Annotated in this window: 16 protein-coding genes and 1 pseudogene; 5 read left to right on the top strand and 12 right to left on the bottom strand. The window is 64.7% G+C overall.

Annotation, left to right across the window (positions count from 1 at the left end; all coding sequences use genetic code 11):
* Positions 1-131 precede the first annotated feature (131 nt).
* The 5 genes and pseudogenes from EXZ48_RS28715 to epmA all read right to left on the bottom strand — a co-directional run.
* A pseudogene (locus EXZ48_RS28715) lies at positions 132-512 on the bottom strand (LysE family translocator); the annotation flags it as partial.
* Between the two features lie 127 nt (positions 513-639).
* Positions 640-1,602 (bottom strand): dihydrodipicolinate synthase family protein, encoded by a 963-nt coding sequence (locus tag EXZ48_RS28710; protein WP_023514928.1) that lies wholly within the window; start codon positions 1,600-1,602, stop codon positions 640-642.
* Between the two features lie 122 nt (positions 1,603-1,724).
* Positions 1,725-2,429, bottom strand: coding sequence for a GntR family transcriptional regulator (locus EXZ48_RS28705; protein ID WP_023514929.1), 705 nt, complete (start codon positions 2,427-2,429; stop codon positions 1,725-1,727).
* Between the two features lie 224 nt (positions 2,430-2,653).
* A complete protein-coding gene (locus tag EXZ48_RS28700) occupies positions 2,654-3,715 on the bottom strand; it encodes a lysine-2,3-aminomutase-like protein (RefSeq protein WP_130520229.1) in 1,062 nt (353 codons plus the stop codon).
* Complete coding sequence (gene epmA / locus EXZ48_RS28695) at positions 3,712-4,767, bottom strand: EF-P lysine aminoacylase EpmA (RefSeq protein ID WP_130520228.1); 1,056 nt, start codon at positions 4,765-4,767, stop codon at positions 3,712-3,714. The genes EXZ48_RS28700 and epmA overlap by 4 nt, the downstream gene beginning before the upstream one ends.
* Positions 4,768-4,928: 161 nt before the next feature.
* Here epmA and efp point away from each other — a divergent pair, with 161 nt between their 5' ends.
* Positions 4,929-5,498 (top strand): elongation factor P, encoded by a 570-nt coding sequence (efp, locus tag EXZ48_RS28690; protein ID WP_024270973.1) that lies wholly within the window; start codon positions 4,929-4,931, stop codon positions 5,496-5,498.
* A gap of 233 nt (positions 5,499-5,731) precedes the next feature.
* Positions 5,732-6,724, top strand: a complete 993-nt coding sequence (locus EXZ48_RS28685; protein WP_023514640.1) for an adenosine kinase — start codon at positions 5,732-5,734, stop codon at positions 6,722-6,724.
* Here EXZ48_RS28685 and EXZ48_RS28680 read toward each other — a convergent pair.
* The gene (locus EXZ48_RS28680; protein WP_023514639.1) at positions 6,717-7,256 is read right to left on the bottom strand and encodes an SH3 domain-containing protein; all 540 of its coding nucleotides are present in this window, start codon (positions 7,254-7,256) and stop codon (positions 6,717-6,719) included. The genes EXZ48_RS28685 and EXZ48_RS28680 overlap by 8 nt on opposite strands.
* Positions 7,257-7,436: 180 nt before the next feature.
* On the opposite strand from EXZ48_RS28680, the gene EXZ48_RS28675 reads away from it, so the two are divergent.
* Entirely contained in the window at positions 7,437-8,441 is a 1,005-nt protein-coding gene (locus EXZ48_RS28675) for a D-glycerate dehydrogenase (protein ID WP_023514638.1), read from the top strand.
* On the opposite strand, the gene EXZ48_RS28670 is transcribed toward EXZ48_RS28675, so the two are convergent.
* From EXZ48_RS28670 to recF, 3 genes are read right to left on the bottom strand one after another with little or no spacing between them, the layout of a single operon-like run.
* Positions 8,442-8,915: a GNAT family N-acetyltransferase gene (locus EXZ48_RS28670; protein ID WP_130520226.1), complete on the bottom strand. Its 474-nt coding sequence runs from the start codon at positions 8,913-8,915 to the stop codon at positions 8,442-8,444.
* The gene (locus tag EXZ48_RS28665) at positions 8,912-9,676 is read right to left on the bottom strand and encodes a molybdopterin-synthase adenylyltransferase MoeB (protein WP_130520224.1); all 765 of its coding nucleotides are present in this window, start codon (positions 9,674-9,676) and stop codon (positions 8,912-8,914) included. Before EXZ48_RS28665 ends, EXZ48_RS28670 begins: the two co-directional genes overlap by 4 nt.
* Complete coding sequence (gene recF, locus EXZ48_RS28660; protein ID WP_023514635.1) at positions 9,673-10,797, bottom strand: DNA replication/repair protein RecF; 1,125 nt, start codon at positions 10,795-10,797, stop codon at positions 9,673-9,675. Before recF ends, EXZ48_RS28665 begins: the two co-directional genes overlap by 4 nt.
* A gap of 272 nt (positions 10,798-11,069) precedes the next feature.
* Here recF and EXZ48_RS28655 point away from each other — a divergent pair, with 272 nt between their 5' ends.
* The gene (locus tag EXZ48_RS28655; RefSeq protein ID WP_245462383.1) at positions 11,070-11,744 is read left to right on the top strand and encodes an HAD-IA family hydrolase; all 675 of its coding nucleotides are present in this window, start codon (positions 11,070-11,072) and stop codon (positions 11,742-11,744) included.
* Between the two features lie 4 nt (positions 11,745-11,748).
* On the opposite strand, the gene EXZ48_RS28650 is transcribed toward EXZ48_RS28655, so the two are convergent.
* Entirely contained in the window at positions 11,749-12,360 is a 612-nt protein-coding gene (locus EXZ48_RS28650) for a TetR/AcrR family transcriptional regulator (RefSeq protein WP_130520221.1), read from the bottom strand.
* A gap of 99 nt (positions 12,361-12,459) precedes the next feature.
* Here EXZ48_RS28650 and EXZ48_RS28645 point away from each other — a divergent pair, with 99 nt between their 5' ends.
* Positions 12,460-12,696: a hypothetical protein gene (locus EXZ48_RS28645; protein WP_130520219.1), complete on the top strand. Its 237-nt coding sequence runs from the start codon at positions 12,460-12,462 to the stop codon at positions 12,694-12,696.
* Between the two features lie 77 nt (positions 12,697-12,773).
* On the opposite strand, the gene dnaJ is transcribed toward EXZ48_RS28645, so the two are convergent.
* A complete protein-coding gene (gene dnaJ / locus EXZ48_RS28640) occupies positions 12,774-13,895 on the bottom strand; it encodes a molecular chaperone DnaJ (protein ID WP_023514631.1) in 1,122 nt (373 codons plus the stop codon).
* Positions 13,896-14,132: 237 nt separating this feature from the next.
* Positions 14,133-16,043, bottom strand: a complete 1,911-nt coding sequence (gene dnaK / locus EXZ48_RS28635; protein ID WP_024270972.1) for a molecular chaperone DnaK — start codon at positions 16,041-16,043, stop codon at positions 14,133-14,135.
* Positions 16,044-16,420: the final 377 nt, after the last annotated feature.

Below are 16,420 nucleotides of genomic sequence, written 5' to 3'. Positions count from 1 at the left end.
CACATCCGTTGGCAGGAGCGGTTCGATCCGTTCCCACTGCGCATCGGAAAACCAAAAGAAATCAGACATCTCACCGCCCTTTCGTCGCGGCAATGAATCATGCCCCAGCGCTCAAGGAAAGCTAATTATTGGGTCCGGACCCTGAGCACCTCGACGGTGATGCTCTGGATAAACGCCCGCCGCCCGCCCTTCGGCACCACGGTGACATCACCCTCTTCCCGCATATCCGTCGATCGGAAAAGCGAAATGCCGAGCCAGACGAGATAGGCGGCTCCCAGCAGCTTGACGACGGTATAGGCGACCGGCACCGCATGGAACAGGGCGGAAAGCCCGGCCGCGGCGGCGATGATATGGGCATAGGATCCCAGATGGATGCCGAGCACCGCCATCAGGCCCGCCGCGCGACCGCCCGCCATGGTCCGGGCGGCGGCATAGAGCATGGCGGGGCCGGGAATGAAGGCGAAGATCGCCGTGGTCACGGCGAAGGCAAGCAGCATGTCCAGGGAAGGCATTTCCGGTTCCTCACGGTCGATTTTCGCGACAGTCGCAAAAGCGGACCACGGCGGCAATGCAAAACGAAACGCCGCCCGCAGCGTGGGCTGCAGGCGGCGTGAAATGCCCATGGGGGTGATCGGAGGCTTACGCCTTGTAGGTCTGCACGGCGCCCGGCAGCTTGCTCCATTCGGCATACCAGGTATCGAACAGCTTCAGCTGGCTTTCGACATAGCCGCGCTGGCTGTCGGAAAGCGCGTCGGTCTCGTAGAAGTGCAGCGTGTATTCCTTGTCGCCCTTCAGCACCATCATGTGCTTGAAGTAGAGAACGAGGTCCGGGCCTTCGTCGAAGGAGGAGAGCACGGCAAGCGCCGATTCCAGCTCCAGCGCGCGGGCGCGGGCATCCGGGTCGCCCTTGGCGGCAGCCTGGGCGAGGTTGCACATGTGGATGACTTCCTTCGGCAGCACGCAGCCGATGCCGGTGATCGCGCCGACGGCGCCGCAATCGACGAAGCCGGTGAAGACACAGGTATCGACGCCGATCATCAGCGAGACGTCATCGTCGCGGCTGGTGATGTTCTCGGCCGCATAACGCATGTCGGCCGCACCGCCGAATTCCTTGAAGCCGACGAGGTTCTTGTGGTCTTCGCGCAGCGCGAAGAACAGGTCGGCGCGGGTGGCGAAGCCGTAGTAGGGGCTGTTGTAGATGACGGCCGGCAGATCCGGCGCAGCCGAGAGGATCGCCTTGAAGTGGTTCTTCTGGGCAGCGACGACGGAGCCGCGGGAGAGGACGCGCGGGATGACCATGAGGCCCTGTGCACCGACCTTCTGGGCATGGGCGGCATGGGCGACGGCCGAGGCGGTGTTGACGGCGCCGGTGCCGACGATGACCGGGATGCCCGCCTTGACGAGGCGCTCGACGCCCTCCATGCGCTGCGCGTCGGTCAGCAGCGGCCAGTCACCCATCGAGCCGCAATAGACGACAGCCGACATGCCCTTTTCGATGAGTTCCTTGCCCTTGCGCACCAGCTGGTCGAAATCCGGCGTGCGGTCGTCCTTGCAGGGGGTCATCAGGGCGGGAATGACGCCGGAAAAAATCTTGGCCTTCATGTCGGTCTCCTTTGGCGGTTCATCGGATGGTCGGCCGGCACGATGCACTGGGCCTCCCCTCTCTCTGATGATGGGTATAGCATCTTGTATTTTATTTGTCGACAAGAAAAATACAGCACCTGTCAGAGCGCAATGTCGAGCCTGTCGTTGCGGCTGAACAGCTTCTGCACCTGGGCGACGATCGCCTCGGCATGGGCCTTGCCGAGCCGGTCCGCCTCCTCGATGTCACGTGCCTCGATGGCGGCGATGATCGCGGCGTGCTCATCCACGAAGCGCTGGGGAAACTGCTCGTCGTAGGACTGGTAGTAGAGCTGCAGGATGCGCCGTCCCTCGTCGAGCAGCCGGCGGAACAGGCTGGTGAAATAGGGATTGCGCCCGGCCTCGGCGATCGCGGCGTGGAAGGCCGCATTGGTGGCGATCATCGTCAGGGCGTCGCGCGCCTTGAGCGCCGCCGCATAGTCCTCGTGAAACCCTCTGATGATGGCGAGGTCCTCGGGGCGGTGCGCCTGCGCCGCAAGCCGCGTCGTCACCCGGTACATCAGCACCAGCGCGTCGAAGAAGGTGTGCAGGTTGAGGAAGTCGATGTTCGAGACCATGGTCGAGCGGTTCGGCAGGGTCTCGATCAGCCCCTCGCCGGCAAGCCGGACCAGCGCCTCGCGGATCGGCGTGCGCGACATCTTGAACCGCTCGGCAAGCTGCACCTCGTCGATCGGGCTGCCGGGGGCAAGCTTCAGGTCGAGGATCTCGTCGCGCAAGAGGTCATAGACCATCTTCACACCGGAGCCTCGTTTGCGTTCGGGCAAGGAACTGGAATCGGTATCGGTCATCGAAAATCCTCTTGTCGACAAAAGAAATACAATTGTCCGGCAACGCTATCAATCGTTTAAAGTGGGCATTTTGACGAAAGTGTCGTCAAGTCTCCGAAGCGCGGGATTCCCCGAAATCCTGCGGCTCCCCCGCACAAAGACGAAAAAACGCGTGCGAAAGCCCGCTGGCGAGACGCCGGCAGCCGCTCTTTTGTCCTGAAGGGTGCCGTCACCTCGCGCTGACGTTATGCCTCGTCCTGCCGTGGCGGATAGGAATGCGTTTGCCCGCGAAAATCACGAAGACGGAAACAGCCATCGTCCGCCTCTTCGACCGCCGCCGAATCCGCACGCACCTTGCCGTGCCCGCCGGGGATGTCGAGGATATAGTCCGGCTGGCAGAGACCCGAGACATGGCCGCGCAGGCTCTCGACCAGCGCCCTGCCCTCGGCGAGCGTCAGGCGGAAATGCGCCGTGCCCGGTGCAAGGTCGGGATGATGCAGGTAATAGGGCTTGATCCGGTTCTCGACGAAGGTGCGCATCAGATCGGCCAGCACCGCCGCATCGTCGTTGACGCCTTTCAGCAGCACCGTCTGGCTGATCATCACCATACCGGCATCGACGATGCGGGCGATGGCGGCACGGGCCTCGGCGGTGAATTCGCGCGGATGGTTGGCGTGCAGCGCCACATAGGTCGTCTTGCCGGAGGCCTTCAGCGCCGCGATCAGCGCGGCATCCACCCGCGCGGGATCGACGACGGGCACGCGGCTGTGGAACCGCACGATCTTCACATGGGGGATGGCGGCAAGCCGTTCCATCATGGCCTGCAGCCGGCGCGGCGAGAGCACGAGCGGATCGCCGCCCGTCAGGATCACCTCCCAGATCGCCGGCCGCGCCGCGATATAGGCGATCGCCGCATCGAGTGCCTGGGCGGACAGGGTGCCGAGCCCTTCGGGCCCGACCATCTCGCGGCGGAAACAGAAGCGGCAATAGACCGGGCAGACATGCACGGCCTTCAGCAGGACACGATCGGGATAACGGTGCACGATGCCCTCGACCGGGCTGTGCGCGAGATCGCCGATCGGATCGGCGCGCTCCTCCGGCAAAGTCTCGAGCTCGGCGGGGTCGGGCACGAACTGGCGGGCGATCGGATCGGCGCGATCCGCAGGATCGATCAGCGCGACGAGCGGCGGCGTGACGGCAACGGCATAACGCGCGGCAACGGCCGTCGCGCCCGCCCGCCCCGCCTCGGGAACGAGACCGGCCTCGACGAGTTCGGCCACCGTCGTCAGGCTGCGTGCCGCCGTCATGGCGCCGTCTCCGCGACCGGCGCCCAGATCACCTGGTCGATGCGCGCGGCGCCCGTCGCCAGCATGATCAGCCGGTCGAAGCCGAGCGCGATGCCGCTCGCCTCCGGCATATGGGCGAGTGCGGCAAGGAAATCCTCGTCGAGCGGATAGGTCTCGCCGTAGACGCGGACCTTTTCCGCCATTTCCAGCTCGAAGCGTCGGCGCTGCTCGTCCGGATCGGTCAGCTCGCCGAAGGCATTGGCCAATTCCACGCCGCAGGCATAGAGCTCGAACCGCTCGGCGACCCGCCGGTCCCGCGCCGCCGGGCGGGCAAGCGCCGCTTCCGCGGTCGGATATTCACACAGAATGGTGGCGCGGCCGAAACCGAGCTGCGGCTCGACCTTTTCAACCAGAATACGGCTGAAGAGATCGGCCCAGGTGTCGTCTTCCGCCACGCGCAGCCCGGCCGCCCGCATGGCGGCGGCAAGGCGCGCGCGGTCCGTCGCGCCATCAGGGTCGATCGAAGCGAGAAGGTCGATGCCGGCATGCCGCCGGAAGGCATCCGCCACTGTCAGCCGCTCCGGCGGCAGGGCCGGATCGCAGGTCGCACCGCGATAGGTGAGCATCGATACGCCCGTCACTCCGGCGGCCAACACGAGGATTTCGGCGCAATCCTCCATCAGCACCTCATAGGCCTCGCCCGCCCGATACCATTCCAGCATGGTGAATTCCGGGTGATGCAGCGGCCCGCGTTCCCGGTTGCGGTAGACATGGGCGAAGCAGGCGATGCGCTGTTCGCCCGCCGCCAGCAGCTTCTTGCAGGCGAATTCCGGCGAGGTGTGCAGGTAAAGCGGCGTCCTTGCACCGGAATGGCCGATCGCGGCGGTCTCGAAGGCGTGCAGATGCGCCTCGTTGCCCGGAGAGACCTGCAGCGTCGCCGTATCCACCTCGATGAAGTCGCGCGCCGTGAACCAGCCGCGCAACGCCGCCTGGATGCGGTTTCGCGCCAGAAGGAACGGCCGGCGATCGGCATGGACATCGGGCGCCCACCAGGGCGAGGGCTTCAGGCTCATGACGTTCCTGTGGCAGGTTTCTTCGCGCTTGCCGGCGGACAGACTGGTCTTTTGCCGGAATATAGGATAGTTGCGGCCCCGAAAACACATTTTCGGCACTCGGGGAAGGCGTCTCACGGCGGTCCTGTACGCCGCGATCCATCCAGTTACAAGGAAGACTTATGGTAAAGATCATCGCCTCTTCCGTCCGCAAGGGCAATGTCCTCGAGGTCGAAGGCAAGCTCTATGTCGTGCTGACGGCGCAGAACTTCCACCCGGGCAAGGGCACGCCGGTCACCCAGGTCGACATGCGCCGCATCTCCGACGGCGTGAAGGTTTCCGAACGCTACCGCACGACCGAACAGGTCGAGCGTGCCTTCGTGGAAGACCGCGAGCACAACTTCCTCTATGAGGATGGCGACGGCTACCATTTCATGAATCCGGAAAGCTACGACCAGCTGACCATGTCCCACGAGGACATCGGCGACCTCAAGGCCTATCTCCAGGAAGGCATGACGGTCATCCTGTCGGTACATGAAGGCGTTGCCATCGCCATCGACCTGCCGCGCCACGTCACGCTCGAGATCACCGAGACGGAACCGGTCGTAAAGGGCCAGACGGCCTCGTCGTCCTACAAGCCGGCGATCCTGTCGAACGGCATTCGCACGCTGGTGCCGCCGCACATCACCGCCGGCACGCGCGTCGTCATCGCGACGGAAGACGGTTCCTACGTGGAACGCGCCAAGGACTGATCCTTTTTAAGGGCGCACAGTGCCTTTCCTTCGATCCACACCGATCGAAAGGCTTATGCGCCGCACCATAAGAAGCTGCCCGCCGGAGACGGCGCGGCGGCTTTTTTTCTTCCAACTTGCGGAAAATCCGTTAAGACCAACCCCCGGCTCTTACCACTTGTTTTGGCGCATGCCGTCGTCGCAAAACCGCTGAGCACTTTTGCGCGGCATGCTTAGGGAGACGGGAACCCCGCATGACCAAATTCGACGTGCTGACGGTCGGCAATGCCATCGTCGACATCATCGCGCGCTGCGATGAGAACTTCATCACGGACAACGGCATCATCAAGGGCGCGATGAACCTCATCGACGCCGAACGGGCGGAACTGCTCTATTCCCGCATGGGTCCCGCACTCGAAGCCTCCGGCGGCAGCGCCGGCAACACCGCCTCTGGCGTTGCCAGCTTCGGTGGCAGGGCCGCCTATTTCGGCAAGGTGGCGAACGACCAGCTCGGCGAGATCTTCATCCACGATATCCGCGCCCAGGGCGTGCATTTCGAGACGAAGCCGCTGGCCGGCCCGCCGCCGACCGCCCGCTCGATGATCTTCGTCACGCCCGACGGCGAGCGCTCGATGAACACCTATCTCGGCGCCTGCGTGGAGCTCGGCCCCGAGGATGTGGAGGAAAGCGTCGTCGCCGAGGCCAAGGTCACCTATTTCGAAGGGTATCTCTGGGATCCGCCGCGCGCCAAGGATGCGATCCGCGATTGCGCCCGCATCGCCCATGCGAGCGGCCGTGAAATGTCGATGACGCTGTCGGACAGTTTCTGCGTGCACCGCTACCGCGGCGAATTCCTCGACCTCATGCGCTCCGGCACGATCGACATCGTCTTCGCCAACAAGGCGGAAGCCCTGGCGCTCTACGAGACCGAGGATTTCGAGGAGGCACTGACACGCATCGCCGCGGATTGCCGGCTGGCGGCAGTGACGATGAGCGAGGAAGGCTCTGTCATCCTGTCGAAGGGCGAGCGCATCAATGTGGACGCGATCAGCATCCCCAGCGTCGTCGATACGACGGGCGCGGGCGACCTCTATGCTGCCGGCTTCCTCTATGGCTATACGGCCGGACGGTCGCTGGCCGATTGCGGCCGGCTCGGCAGCCTCGCCGCCGGCCTCGTCATCCAGCAGGTCGGCCCCCGCCCGCTGCTGTCGCTGGCGGAGGAGGCCAGGAAGGTCGGCCTTATTTGAAGGCCTCGCCGGGATAGGCACCCCAGATTTCGTTCTGCGAGACCCAGCCGGCCGTGCCATCCGCCTCGGCGCGGCACCAGTCGCCATTGCATTCGCCGACCTTGACGACGACGCCGGGCTGGATCTTCGCAATGACCGACGAGTTCGACATGGCGTCGCGGCGCATGTTGACGAAGATGCCCTCGCCCTTGCCGCGCATCCACGGCGCGGTCACGGCCGTGCGCTCGCCTGACAGGAGCGCCTGGTTGACCCAGCCCTCGGTGCCATCCGCATCGCGGATACGGCGCCAGTTGTCATACTCCTGGATGATTTCGACCGGCACACCGGACTTGAGGTAGCGCCAGGCGACGGCATAGTCGACGCTGGGGCCGACGCGCAGGTTGACGCTTTTCGCCTTGAGGCTGACGAAGCGGGGCAGCGGCAGGCCGCTCGGCCCCTTGGCCGCCTGGGCATGGGCGTACTGGACGCCGGCAACGGAAACGAGGATGCCCGCAAGGGCGGCAAGGCTGAGACGCAGGACAAGGTTACGCATGGACGATCCGCACAAACTGGAGAGGGCATGATACTGCCGGACCGGCGCGAAGTGGCAAATCGCGGGAACGCCAAAGACGGCGGATTGTCTTCGCGACCGGGTCTGGTAGAAAATGCCCCTGATGAAGCAATCCTTGCCCAACTTGGTTAAGGACCCGTCAACAGGACGCCGGAACAGCCCATGACCCAGAAGAAAAAACCGAAGGTCTACATCACCCGCCGCCTGCCCGAGGTCGTGGAGACCCGGATGCGCGAGCTGTTCGACGCGGAACTCAACATCGACGACACGCCGCGCAGCCAGCCCGAACTCGTCGCCGCCGTCAAATCGGCCGACGTTCTGGTGCCGACGCTGACGGACCGGATCGACGCCGCGCTCATCGAGCAGGCCGGCCCCCAGCTCAAACTGATCGCCTGTTTCTCCAACGGTGTCGACAATGTCGACGTGGAGGCGGCGGCCCGGCGCGGCATCACCGTTACCAACACGCCGAACGTTCTCACCGAGGACACCGCCGACATGACGATGGCGCTGATCCTCGCCGCCCCGCGCCGGCTGGCGGAAGGTGCGCGCATCCTGACGGACCGCAAGGGCGAATGGGCCGGCTGGTCGCCGACCTGGATGCTCGGCCGACGCATCTGGGGCAAGCGCCTCGGCATTGTCGGCATGGGCCGCATCGGCACCGCCGTCGCCCGCCGCGCCAAGGCCTTCGGCCTCTCCATCCACTACCACAACCGCCACCGCGTGCGCCCGGACACGGAGGACGCGCTGGAGGCGACCTATTGGGACAGCCTCGATCAGATGCTGGCGCGCGTCGACATCGTTTCGGTCAACTGCCCCTCGACGCCGGCGACCTATCACCTGCTGTCGGCCCGAAGGCTCGAGCTGATGCAACCGACGAGCTACATCGTCAACACGGCGCGCGGCGGCATCATCGACGAGACGGCGCTGATCAAGTGCCTGCGCGAAGGCAAGATCGCCGGCGCCGGCCTCGACGTCTTCGAGAACGAGCCGTCGGTCAATCCGAAGCTGCTGAAGCTCGCCGCCGAGGGCAAGGTCGTGCTGCTGCCACACATGAGTTCGGCAACGCTCGAAGGCCGCGTCGACATGGGCGAGAAGGTCGTCATCAACATCCGCACCTTCTTCGACGGCCACCGGCCGCCGGACCGCGTGCTGCCGAGCCGGGTGTGATCAGACCAGCGTCTTGCGCATTTCGATCGAGGTGGGGCGCGCGAAGCCAGGATGAGATTTCTCGGCCGTCCTGACGAAGCCCCACCGGGCAAAAAGGGCATGGTTGGCGGCCAGTTCGACCCGCGTTTCGAGCCGGAGCGTCGCCAGGCCCTTTTTCCGCGCCAGCGCCTCGGCGTGCTCCAGGAGAGACCGCCCCACGCCGCGTCCCTGAAAGGACGGCAGGACAGCGAGCTTGCCGATATAGAGGCTTTTTTCCTCCGGCTTCAGGAACATGCAGCCAAGCAGCATTTCCCCCTCCACGGCGAGAAGCCCGATTTCCTCCCGCGCCTTCTTGGCAAGTGCGTCGGGTGTCAGCCGATGGGCGGAGGATGGCGGGTCTATGAGACCGTCCATGAAGGCGAAAGCCGAGAGGATCAGCGACAACAGCGCGTCCCAGCGGTCGAAATCCGGTCCGATCGGGCGGACTTCCGTCATTGCCCGCCCTTGCGACGCTTGTATTTCAACGTCTCGAAGCGCGCAGCCAACCCGTCATAGAGCAACAACCGCCCGACCAGCGGATCACCGGCGCCCGTGACGAGCTTGATCACCTCCATCGCCATCAACGTGCCGATGACACCCGTCAGCGCACCGACGATACCGGCTTCGGCGCAGGCCGGCACGACGCCCGGCGGAGGGGCCGTGGGGAAGAGATCGCGGTAGCCGGGATTGAGCATACCGTCTGTCCCGGCCTCATAGGGCTTCAGCACAGTGACCGAGCCGTCGAAGCGGCCGACAGCGCCGGTGACGAGCGGAATGCGCGCAATCTCCGCGGCGTCGGCGGAGGCATAACGCGTGTCGAAATTGTCGGAGCCGTCGACGAGGAGGTCGTAGCCGGCGAGGAGACGTGCGGCCGTGTCGGCCGTCAGCCGCTCGGCGATGCCGGTGAAGGTCACGTGCGGGTTGAGACGGGCAACGGCGGCTTCGGCACTCGCGACCTTCGGCGTGCCGAGACCGGCGGTGTCGTGGATCACCTGGCGCTGGAGATTGGAGAGGGAGACGCTGTCATCGTCCAGCACGCCGATATGGCCGATGCCGGCAGCGGCAAGGTACTGGATGACCGGCGCGCCGAGCCCGCCGGCGCCGACGATCAGCACATTCGCCTGCTTCAGCTTCTGCTGCCCCGCACCGCCGATCTCAGCGAGCACGATATGCCGCCGGTAGCGGTCGATCTCTTCGGGACTGAGCGGATCGGTCATGGCACGATGCCTCCATGCGAGACGGTGAGGAACTGCGCGCGATCGCCGAGCGCATCGAACATCGACCGGTCGGTACCGGTCATGAAGGCCTGTCCTCCGAGTGCATCGACCCGGTCGAACAGCGCGGCCCGGCGGCCCTCGTCGAGATGGGCGGCGATCTCGTCAAGCAGCAGCACCGGTGCATGGCCGGTCATGCCGCCGACAAGGCCGGCATGGGCGAGGATGAGGCCGACGAGCAGCGCCTTCTGCTCGCCCGTCGAGCAGCGCTCGGCCTCCATGTCCTTTTCGCGGTGGCGGATCAGGAGATCGCCGCGGTGCGGGCCGTCCAGCGTGCGGCCGGCGGCGGCGTCCCTATAGCGGCCATCCTGCAGCATGCCGAGATAGATGTCCTCGATCTCATAGGCCGGGCGCTGCCATTCTCCATCGAGGAAGCCGGAGAGACGCATGCTCGCCGACGGGAACGGTCCATCGTCGCGCGCCGCCTCCACGAGGCCGGAGATGAGGCCGACGAGTTCGTGGCGGGCATGCGCCATGGCGATGCCGAGCTCGGCCATCTGCTTTTCCAGCGCCGTCAGCCAGGCAGGATCCGGCCGCGGTTCGGAGAGCAGCCGGTTGCGACCGCGCATCGCCTTCTCGAAATCCGCTGCCCGGCGGCCGTGTTCGGGATCGAGCGACAGCACCAGCCGGTCGAGGAAGCGACGGCGATCGGCGGAAGGACCGGTGAAAAGGCCGTCCATGGACGGTGTCAGCCAGACGACACGCAGGTGGTCCAGCAGTTCATCGACGGTGCGGGCAGGCGTGCCGTTCAGTCGGAGTTTTCGCGCCTGGCCCTCGTCGCCCCCCTCCGTGCCGGTGCCGATATCGACCTCGCCCATCATGCCGTCGAGCGTGGCGAAGATCGTGAAGCCGCCGCTGGCGCTGGCGCGCACGACATCGCCATAGGGCGCGCGGCGCAGGCCCCGGCCCGGCGAAAGCAGGGATACGGCCTCCATGAGATTGGTCTTGCCCGCGCCGTTCTGTCCTGTCAGCACGACGTGCCGCCCGTCGAGCGGCAGCGACAGGCCCGCATAGTTGCGGAAATCCGTGAGCTTGAGGCGGGAAAGGGAAACCTTGTGCGGCATGGGGTGAGAGCTAGAGCATTTTGCCGCCAAGGGGAATCACCCTGCGGCGCATAAATCGGGCAACGACAGAAAGATGGGCAGACGCCTGGCGCCACGCAAGCCGCAACGGCGAGAACAGCGAGCGGAACCCGTGCCAGGAACAGCGCTCCACCGGACAGGGCCGTGCGGAAAATCCAGCAGTTCAAGCCGGTTGCCTGCATGGCCGGGAGCAGGTAAGCCAGGACATCCCGCCGCGCTTCGCATCCTCCCCTCCCAGCCCGCAGGTCCTTGCCTTGTCCTCTTCCCTCCCCGTCTTCGACCGTTCGTTTTCCGCCTTCCTCTTCGACATGGACGGCACGATCATCAACTCCATTCCGGCCACCGAACGCGTCTGGACACGCTGGGCGCTGAAGCACGGGCTGGACGTCGCCACCTTCCTGCCGACCATGCATGGCGTGCGCGGCATCGATACGATCACCCGGCTCGGTCTGCCGGGCGTCGATCCCATTGCCGAGGCCAAGGAGGTCGAACGCGAGGAGATGGAGGATATCGAGGGCGTGCTGCCGATCCCGGGCGCGATCGCCTTCCTCTCCGCCCTCCCAGCCGGCCGCTGGGGCATCGTCACCTCGGCGCCGGTGGCACTCGCCCATCGCCGCCTCGCCGCCGCGGGCATCCCCCTGCCGACAGTCATCGTGACGGCCGACGACGTGACCCGCGGCAAGCCGGCGCCGGACGGCTACCGGCTCGGCGCTGATCGTCTCGGCTTCGATCCGGCCGATTGCCTGGTCTTCGAGGACGTGCCGGCAGGCATTCTGGCCGGCGAGGGCGCCGGCGCCCATGTCTTGGTGATGACGGCAACGCACCATCATCCGATCGAGACCGGCCATCCGACGCTGCAGAGCTATGAGGGCGTCACGACGAAGATCGACGCCGATGGCCGCCTGACGCTGCTGCGAGCCGCGGGCTAAGCCATCAGCCGGCCGGCTTCACGGCGATGCCGGCCAGCACCGTCTCGATCACGGCGTCGATTTCCGCCTCGGAGACATCGAGCCGTTCGGTCAGAAGCCGACCCCAGGCGAAGCTCGACAGAAGTTCGGTGACGAGCTCGGGGCTGGCGTCCGGGCGCACCTCGCCGCGCGCCTGCGCCATCTCGATGATCCGGCTGCTCTGGCGGCGGCGATCGCGCATATAGGCCGAAAGGGCAGCCAGCGCATCGGGCTCGCCCTGCGCCTTTGCCACGACGCAGCGGAACACTTCGCCGCCCGTGCCCTCGCGCCATGTCGTCAGCAGGCCAGAAAGATGGGCCCGCAGGTCGTCGCGAACGTTGCCTGTGTCCGGGAAGGTGAAGTTCGCCCGCTTGCGACGATGATAGACATCCAGCAGAAGCGCAGCTTGCGAAGGCCACCAGCGATAGATCGTCGGCTTGCCGGCGCGTGCGCGCCGCGCCACGGCCTCGATGGAGAAGCCGGAGAGCCCGTTTTCCACGAGTACCGCCTCCGCCGCAGCCAGGATCGCCTCCTCGCTTGCCGGATTGCGTGTGGCACCGATTGAACGGCGGGCGGGTCTGGTCTCTGCCTCTGACATCCGATCTTCCATTTTTGCCGTTTCTAGCATGGGCGACACTTGAACGGAACGTTTCGTTTCTATATAAACGAAACGTTCCGTTTTATAAAGGTTGCTTCCATGACCGACGATTCTCCGGCCCTCCGGCTGTCCAAGCCGCACCTGGCACTCGCCCTGCTGTTGCCCGTCTACCCGCTGATCACCATCCTGCTCTACATCGTGCTGCCCCTCACCGAGGGCTGGACGATCTGGCAGCGCACCGCCGTGATCACGCCGATCATGGTGTTCGCCATGGTCTTCGTCGTCTCACCCTTCGTGCAGAAGCGCTTTGCCGCCTTCATCCTGCGCGCCGCATGAAAAAAGCCGGGGCGTTTCCACCCCGGCTTCCATTGTCCATCAAACGCCGACCGAAGCAGCGCGCGAGAACGCGGCGATCAGCCCTCGAAAAACTCCTTCATCCGCGCGAAAAAGCCCGCGGATTCCGGGTTGTTGTCCTTCGAGGAAATCTCCTCGAACTCCTTCAGCAGCTCGCGCTGGCGCTTGGTCAGCTTTTGCGGCGTCTCGATCTGGATCTGGATGTAGAGATCACCGACCTGCGTGGAACGCAGCACCGGCATGCCCTTGCCCTTGAGGCGGAACTGGCGGCCGGCCTGGGTGCCCTCGGGCACCGAGACGCGCGACTTGGTGCCGTCGAGCGTCGCCACGTCAAAGGTGCCGCCGAGCGCTGCCGTCGTCATCGAGATCGGCACGGTGCAGTAAAGGTCCGCCCCGTCGCGCTGATAGAACTCGTGCGGCTTGACCGACAGGAAAATATAAAGATCGCCCGCCGGCCCGCCGCGCACGCCTGCTTCCCCCTCGCCCGAGAGCCGGATGCGCGTGCCGTCCTCGATGCCGGCCGGAATGTTGACGGAGAGCGAGCGCTCTTCCGTGACGCGGCCATGGCCGTGGCACTTGGTGCAGGGATCGCTGATCGTCTGGCCGCGGCCGTGGCAGGTCGGGCAGGTGCGTTCGATCGAGAAGAAGCCCTGCGCGGCGCGCACGCGGCCGGAGCCCTGGCAGGTGGCGCAGGTCTTCGGGCTGGTGCCGGGTTTTGCGCCCGTACCGGTACAGACGTCGCAGGTGATCGACGTCGGCACACGGATCTGCGCCGTCTTGCCGGCATAGGCCTCTTCCAGCGAGATCTCCATGTTGTAGCGAAGATCGCCGCCGCGTTCACGCCCACTGGCAGAGCGCCGCTGGCGCCCGCCGCCCATCATCTCGCCAAAGATGTCCTCGAAGATGTCGGAGAAGCCACCGCCCTGGAAGCCGCCGCCACCGCCCATGCCGCCCTGCTCGAAGGCCGCGTGGCCATAGCGATCATAGGCCGCCCGCTTCTGCGGGTCCTTCAGCGTCTCATAGGCTTCGTTGACGTTCTTGAACGTCTGTTCGGCGGAGGCATCACCCGGATTCTTGTCGGGGTGATACTTCATCGCCATCTTGCGGAAGGCGCTCTTCAGCTCCTTCTCGTCGGCGGTCTTGGAGACACCCAGCGTCTCGTAAAAATCAGCTTTTGCCATTCGGGTTCACGTCCGTTTCGTGGGAACGGTCTTCTTGTTATGGACCTGGAAGCTTGCCTTAGCCTGCGTTTGCAAAGCACGCACGCAAAGAGGCGGAAGCCGGTGCGAAGAAAAGACCATGACATCGTCACCGCTTGCAACGGGAGTGATCATCTTGGCCTTGTTCCCTTCGCGCTGACTTCCGCCTTCTTGCTATCCGTTGCACCGGCCGCCTGGGCGGCCGGCTTTTCAGGAGAATTAGGCCGACTTCTTACGGTCGTCCTCGTCCTTGACTTCCTCGTAGTCGGCATCGACGACATTGTCGCCGGCCTCACCCGAGGATGCATTCTCTTCAGCTTGCTGAGCCTCGTAGATCGCCTGACCGAGCTTCATGGAGACTTCCATGAGCGTGTTGGTCTTCGCCTTGATGTCGTCCGCGTCGGGCTCGGAGGCTTCGACGGCGGTCTTCAGTGCGGCGATCGCGTCCTCGATGGCCTTGCGATCGGCTTCCGTGACCTTGTCGCCATATTCCTTGAGGGACTTTTCCGACGAATGGATCAGGCTTTCGGCCTGGTTCTTCGCCTCGACGCCCTCACGGCGCTTCTTGTCGGCCTCGGCATTGGCTTCGGCGTCCTTGACCATCTTCTCGATGTCGGCGTCGGAGAGGCCACCGGAGGCCTGGATGCGGATCTGGTGCTCCTTGCCGGTGCCCTTGTCCTTGGCCGAAACCTGCACGATGCCGTTTGCGTCGATGTCGAAGGTGACTTCGATCTGCGGCATACCGCGGGGTGCCGGGGGAATGCCGACGAGGTCGAACTGGCCGAGCAGCTTGTTGTCCGCAGCCATTTCACGCTCGCCCTGCGAGACGCGGATGGTCACGGCCGACTGGTTGTCCTCGGCGGTCGAGAAGGTCTGCGACTTCTTCGTCGGGATCGTCGTGTTGCGGTCGATCAGACGGGTAAAGACGCCGCCCAGCGTTTCGATGCCCAGCGAGAGCGGGGTCACGTCGAGGAGCAGGACGTCCTTGACGTCGCCCTGGAGAACGCCGGCCTGGATGGCGGCGCCCATGGCGACCACTTCATCCGGGTTGACACCCTTGTGCGGCTCCTTGCCGAACAGCTGCTTGACGACTTCCTGCACCTTCGGCATGCGGCTCATGCCGCCGACGAGAACGACTTCGTCGATCTCGGCCGCCGTGACGCCGGCATCCTTGAGGGCTGCCTTGCACGGTGCGACGGTGCGCTGGACGAGATCGTCGACCAGGCTTTCGAACTTGGCACGCGACAGCTTCATCGTCAGGTGCTTCGGACCGGAGGCGTCCGCCGTGATGAACGGCAGGTTGATTTCGGTCTGCTGCGAGGACGAGAGCTCGATCTTTGCCTTTTCGGCAGCTTCCTTCAGGCGCTGAAGGGCGAGCTTGTCGTTCTTCAGGTCGATGCCCTGGTCCTTCTTGAACTCGGCTGCGAGATATTCGACGAGACGCATGTCGAAGTCTTCACCACCGAGGAAGGTGTCGCCGTTGGTCGACTTCACTTCGAAGACGCCGTCGCCGATTTCCAGGACCGAGATGTCGAACGTGCCGCCGCCAAGGTCGTAGACGGCGATGGTCTTGCCGTCCTTCTTGTCGAGGCCGTAGGCGAGCGCGGCTGCGGTCGGCTCGTTGATGATGCGCAGCACTTCAAGACCCGCGATCCTGCCGGCGTCCTTGGTCGCCTGGCGCTGCGCGTCGTTGAAGTAGGCGGGAACCGTGATGACGGCCTGGGTGATGGTCTCGCCGAGATAGGATTCGGCGGTTTCCTTCATCTTCTGAAGGATCATTGCGGAGATCTGCGAAGGGGAATAGCCCTTGCCGCGGGCATCGACCCAGGCATCGCCGTTGTCGCCCTTGACGATCTTGTAGGGAACGAGACCCTTGTCCTTCTCGACGAGCTTGTCGTCGTAGCGGCGGCCGATGAGGCGCTTGACGGCGAACAGGGTGTTTTCCGGGTTGGTGACCGCCTGGCGCTTGGCCGGCTGGCCGGTCAGCCGCTCACCGTCTTCGGTGAAGGCAACCATGGAAGGCGTCGTGCGCGCGCCTTCGGCATTCTCAATGACCTTCGCGTCCTTGCCATCCATGACGGCGACGCAGGAATTGGTCGTCCCGAGGTCGATACCGATTACTTTAGCCATGTCATTCTCTCCTTGAAGCGAACTGCCGGAACCCATTCAGGCGTTCTTTTGGCAGCCCCTAATGGTATGGTCTTATCGAAAGCACGGGCCTCAGCCCTGCCTTGCGGCGTATATAAGGAGCCCTCCAGACGACTGCAAGACATTGCCGGGCCGCAAAGCTCGCAAAATCAGCGCGTCCGATGGGCTTGGTGTATCTTCGTCGCAACCCGCAATCAACCACAATCCTCTCAGGTGTTTCAAGCAACGGATCGCGGTTTTTGGCGGCTACTGGAGAGATAGTATCTCCCGGCCCGGAAATGTAGAGCCTCCGGTACAAACGGAGATGCCGAAGAGAGAATGGCCGAAGGAAATATATAATATTTTCCTTCACTTGAACG

Origin of the sequence: Shinella sp. JR1-6, assembly GCF_004284735.1 — a bacterium.
GTDB lineage: Bacteria > Pseudomonadota > Alphaproteobacteria > Rhizobiales > Rhizobiaceae > Shinella.
The sequence above is the reverse complement of the archived record's forward strand: the minus strand, read 5'-3'. Positions and strand labels throughout refer to the sequence as shown.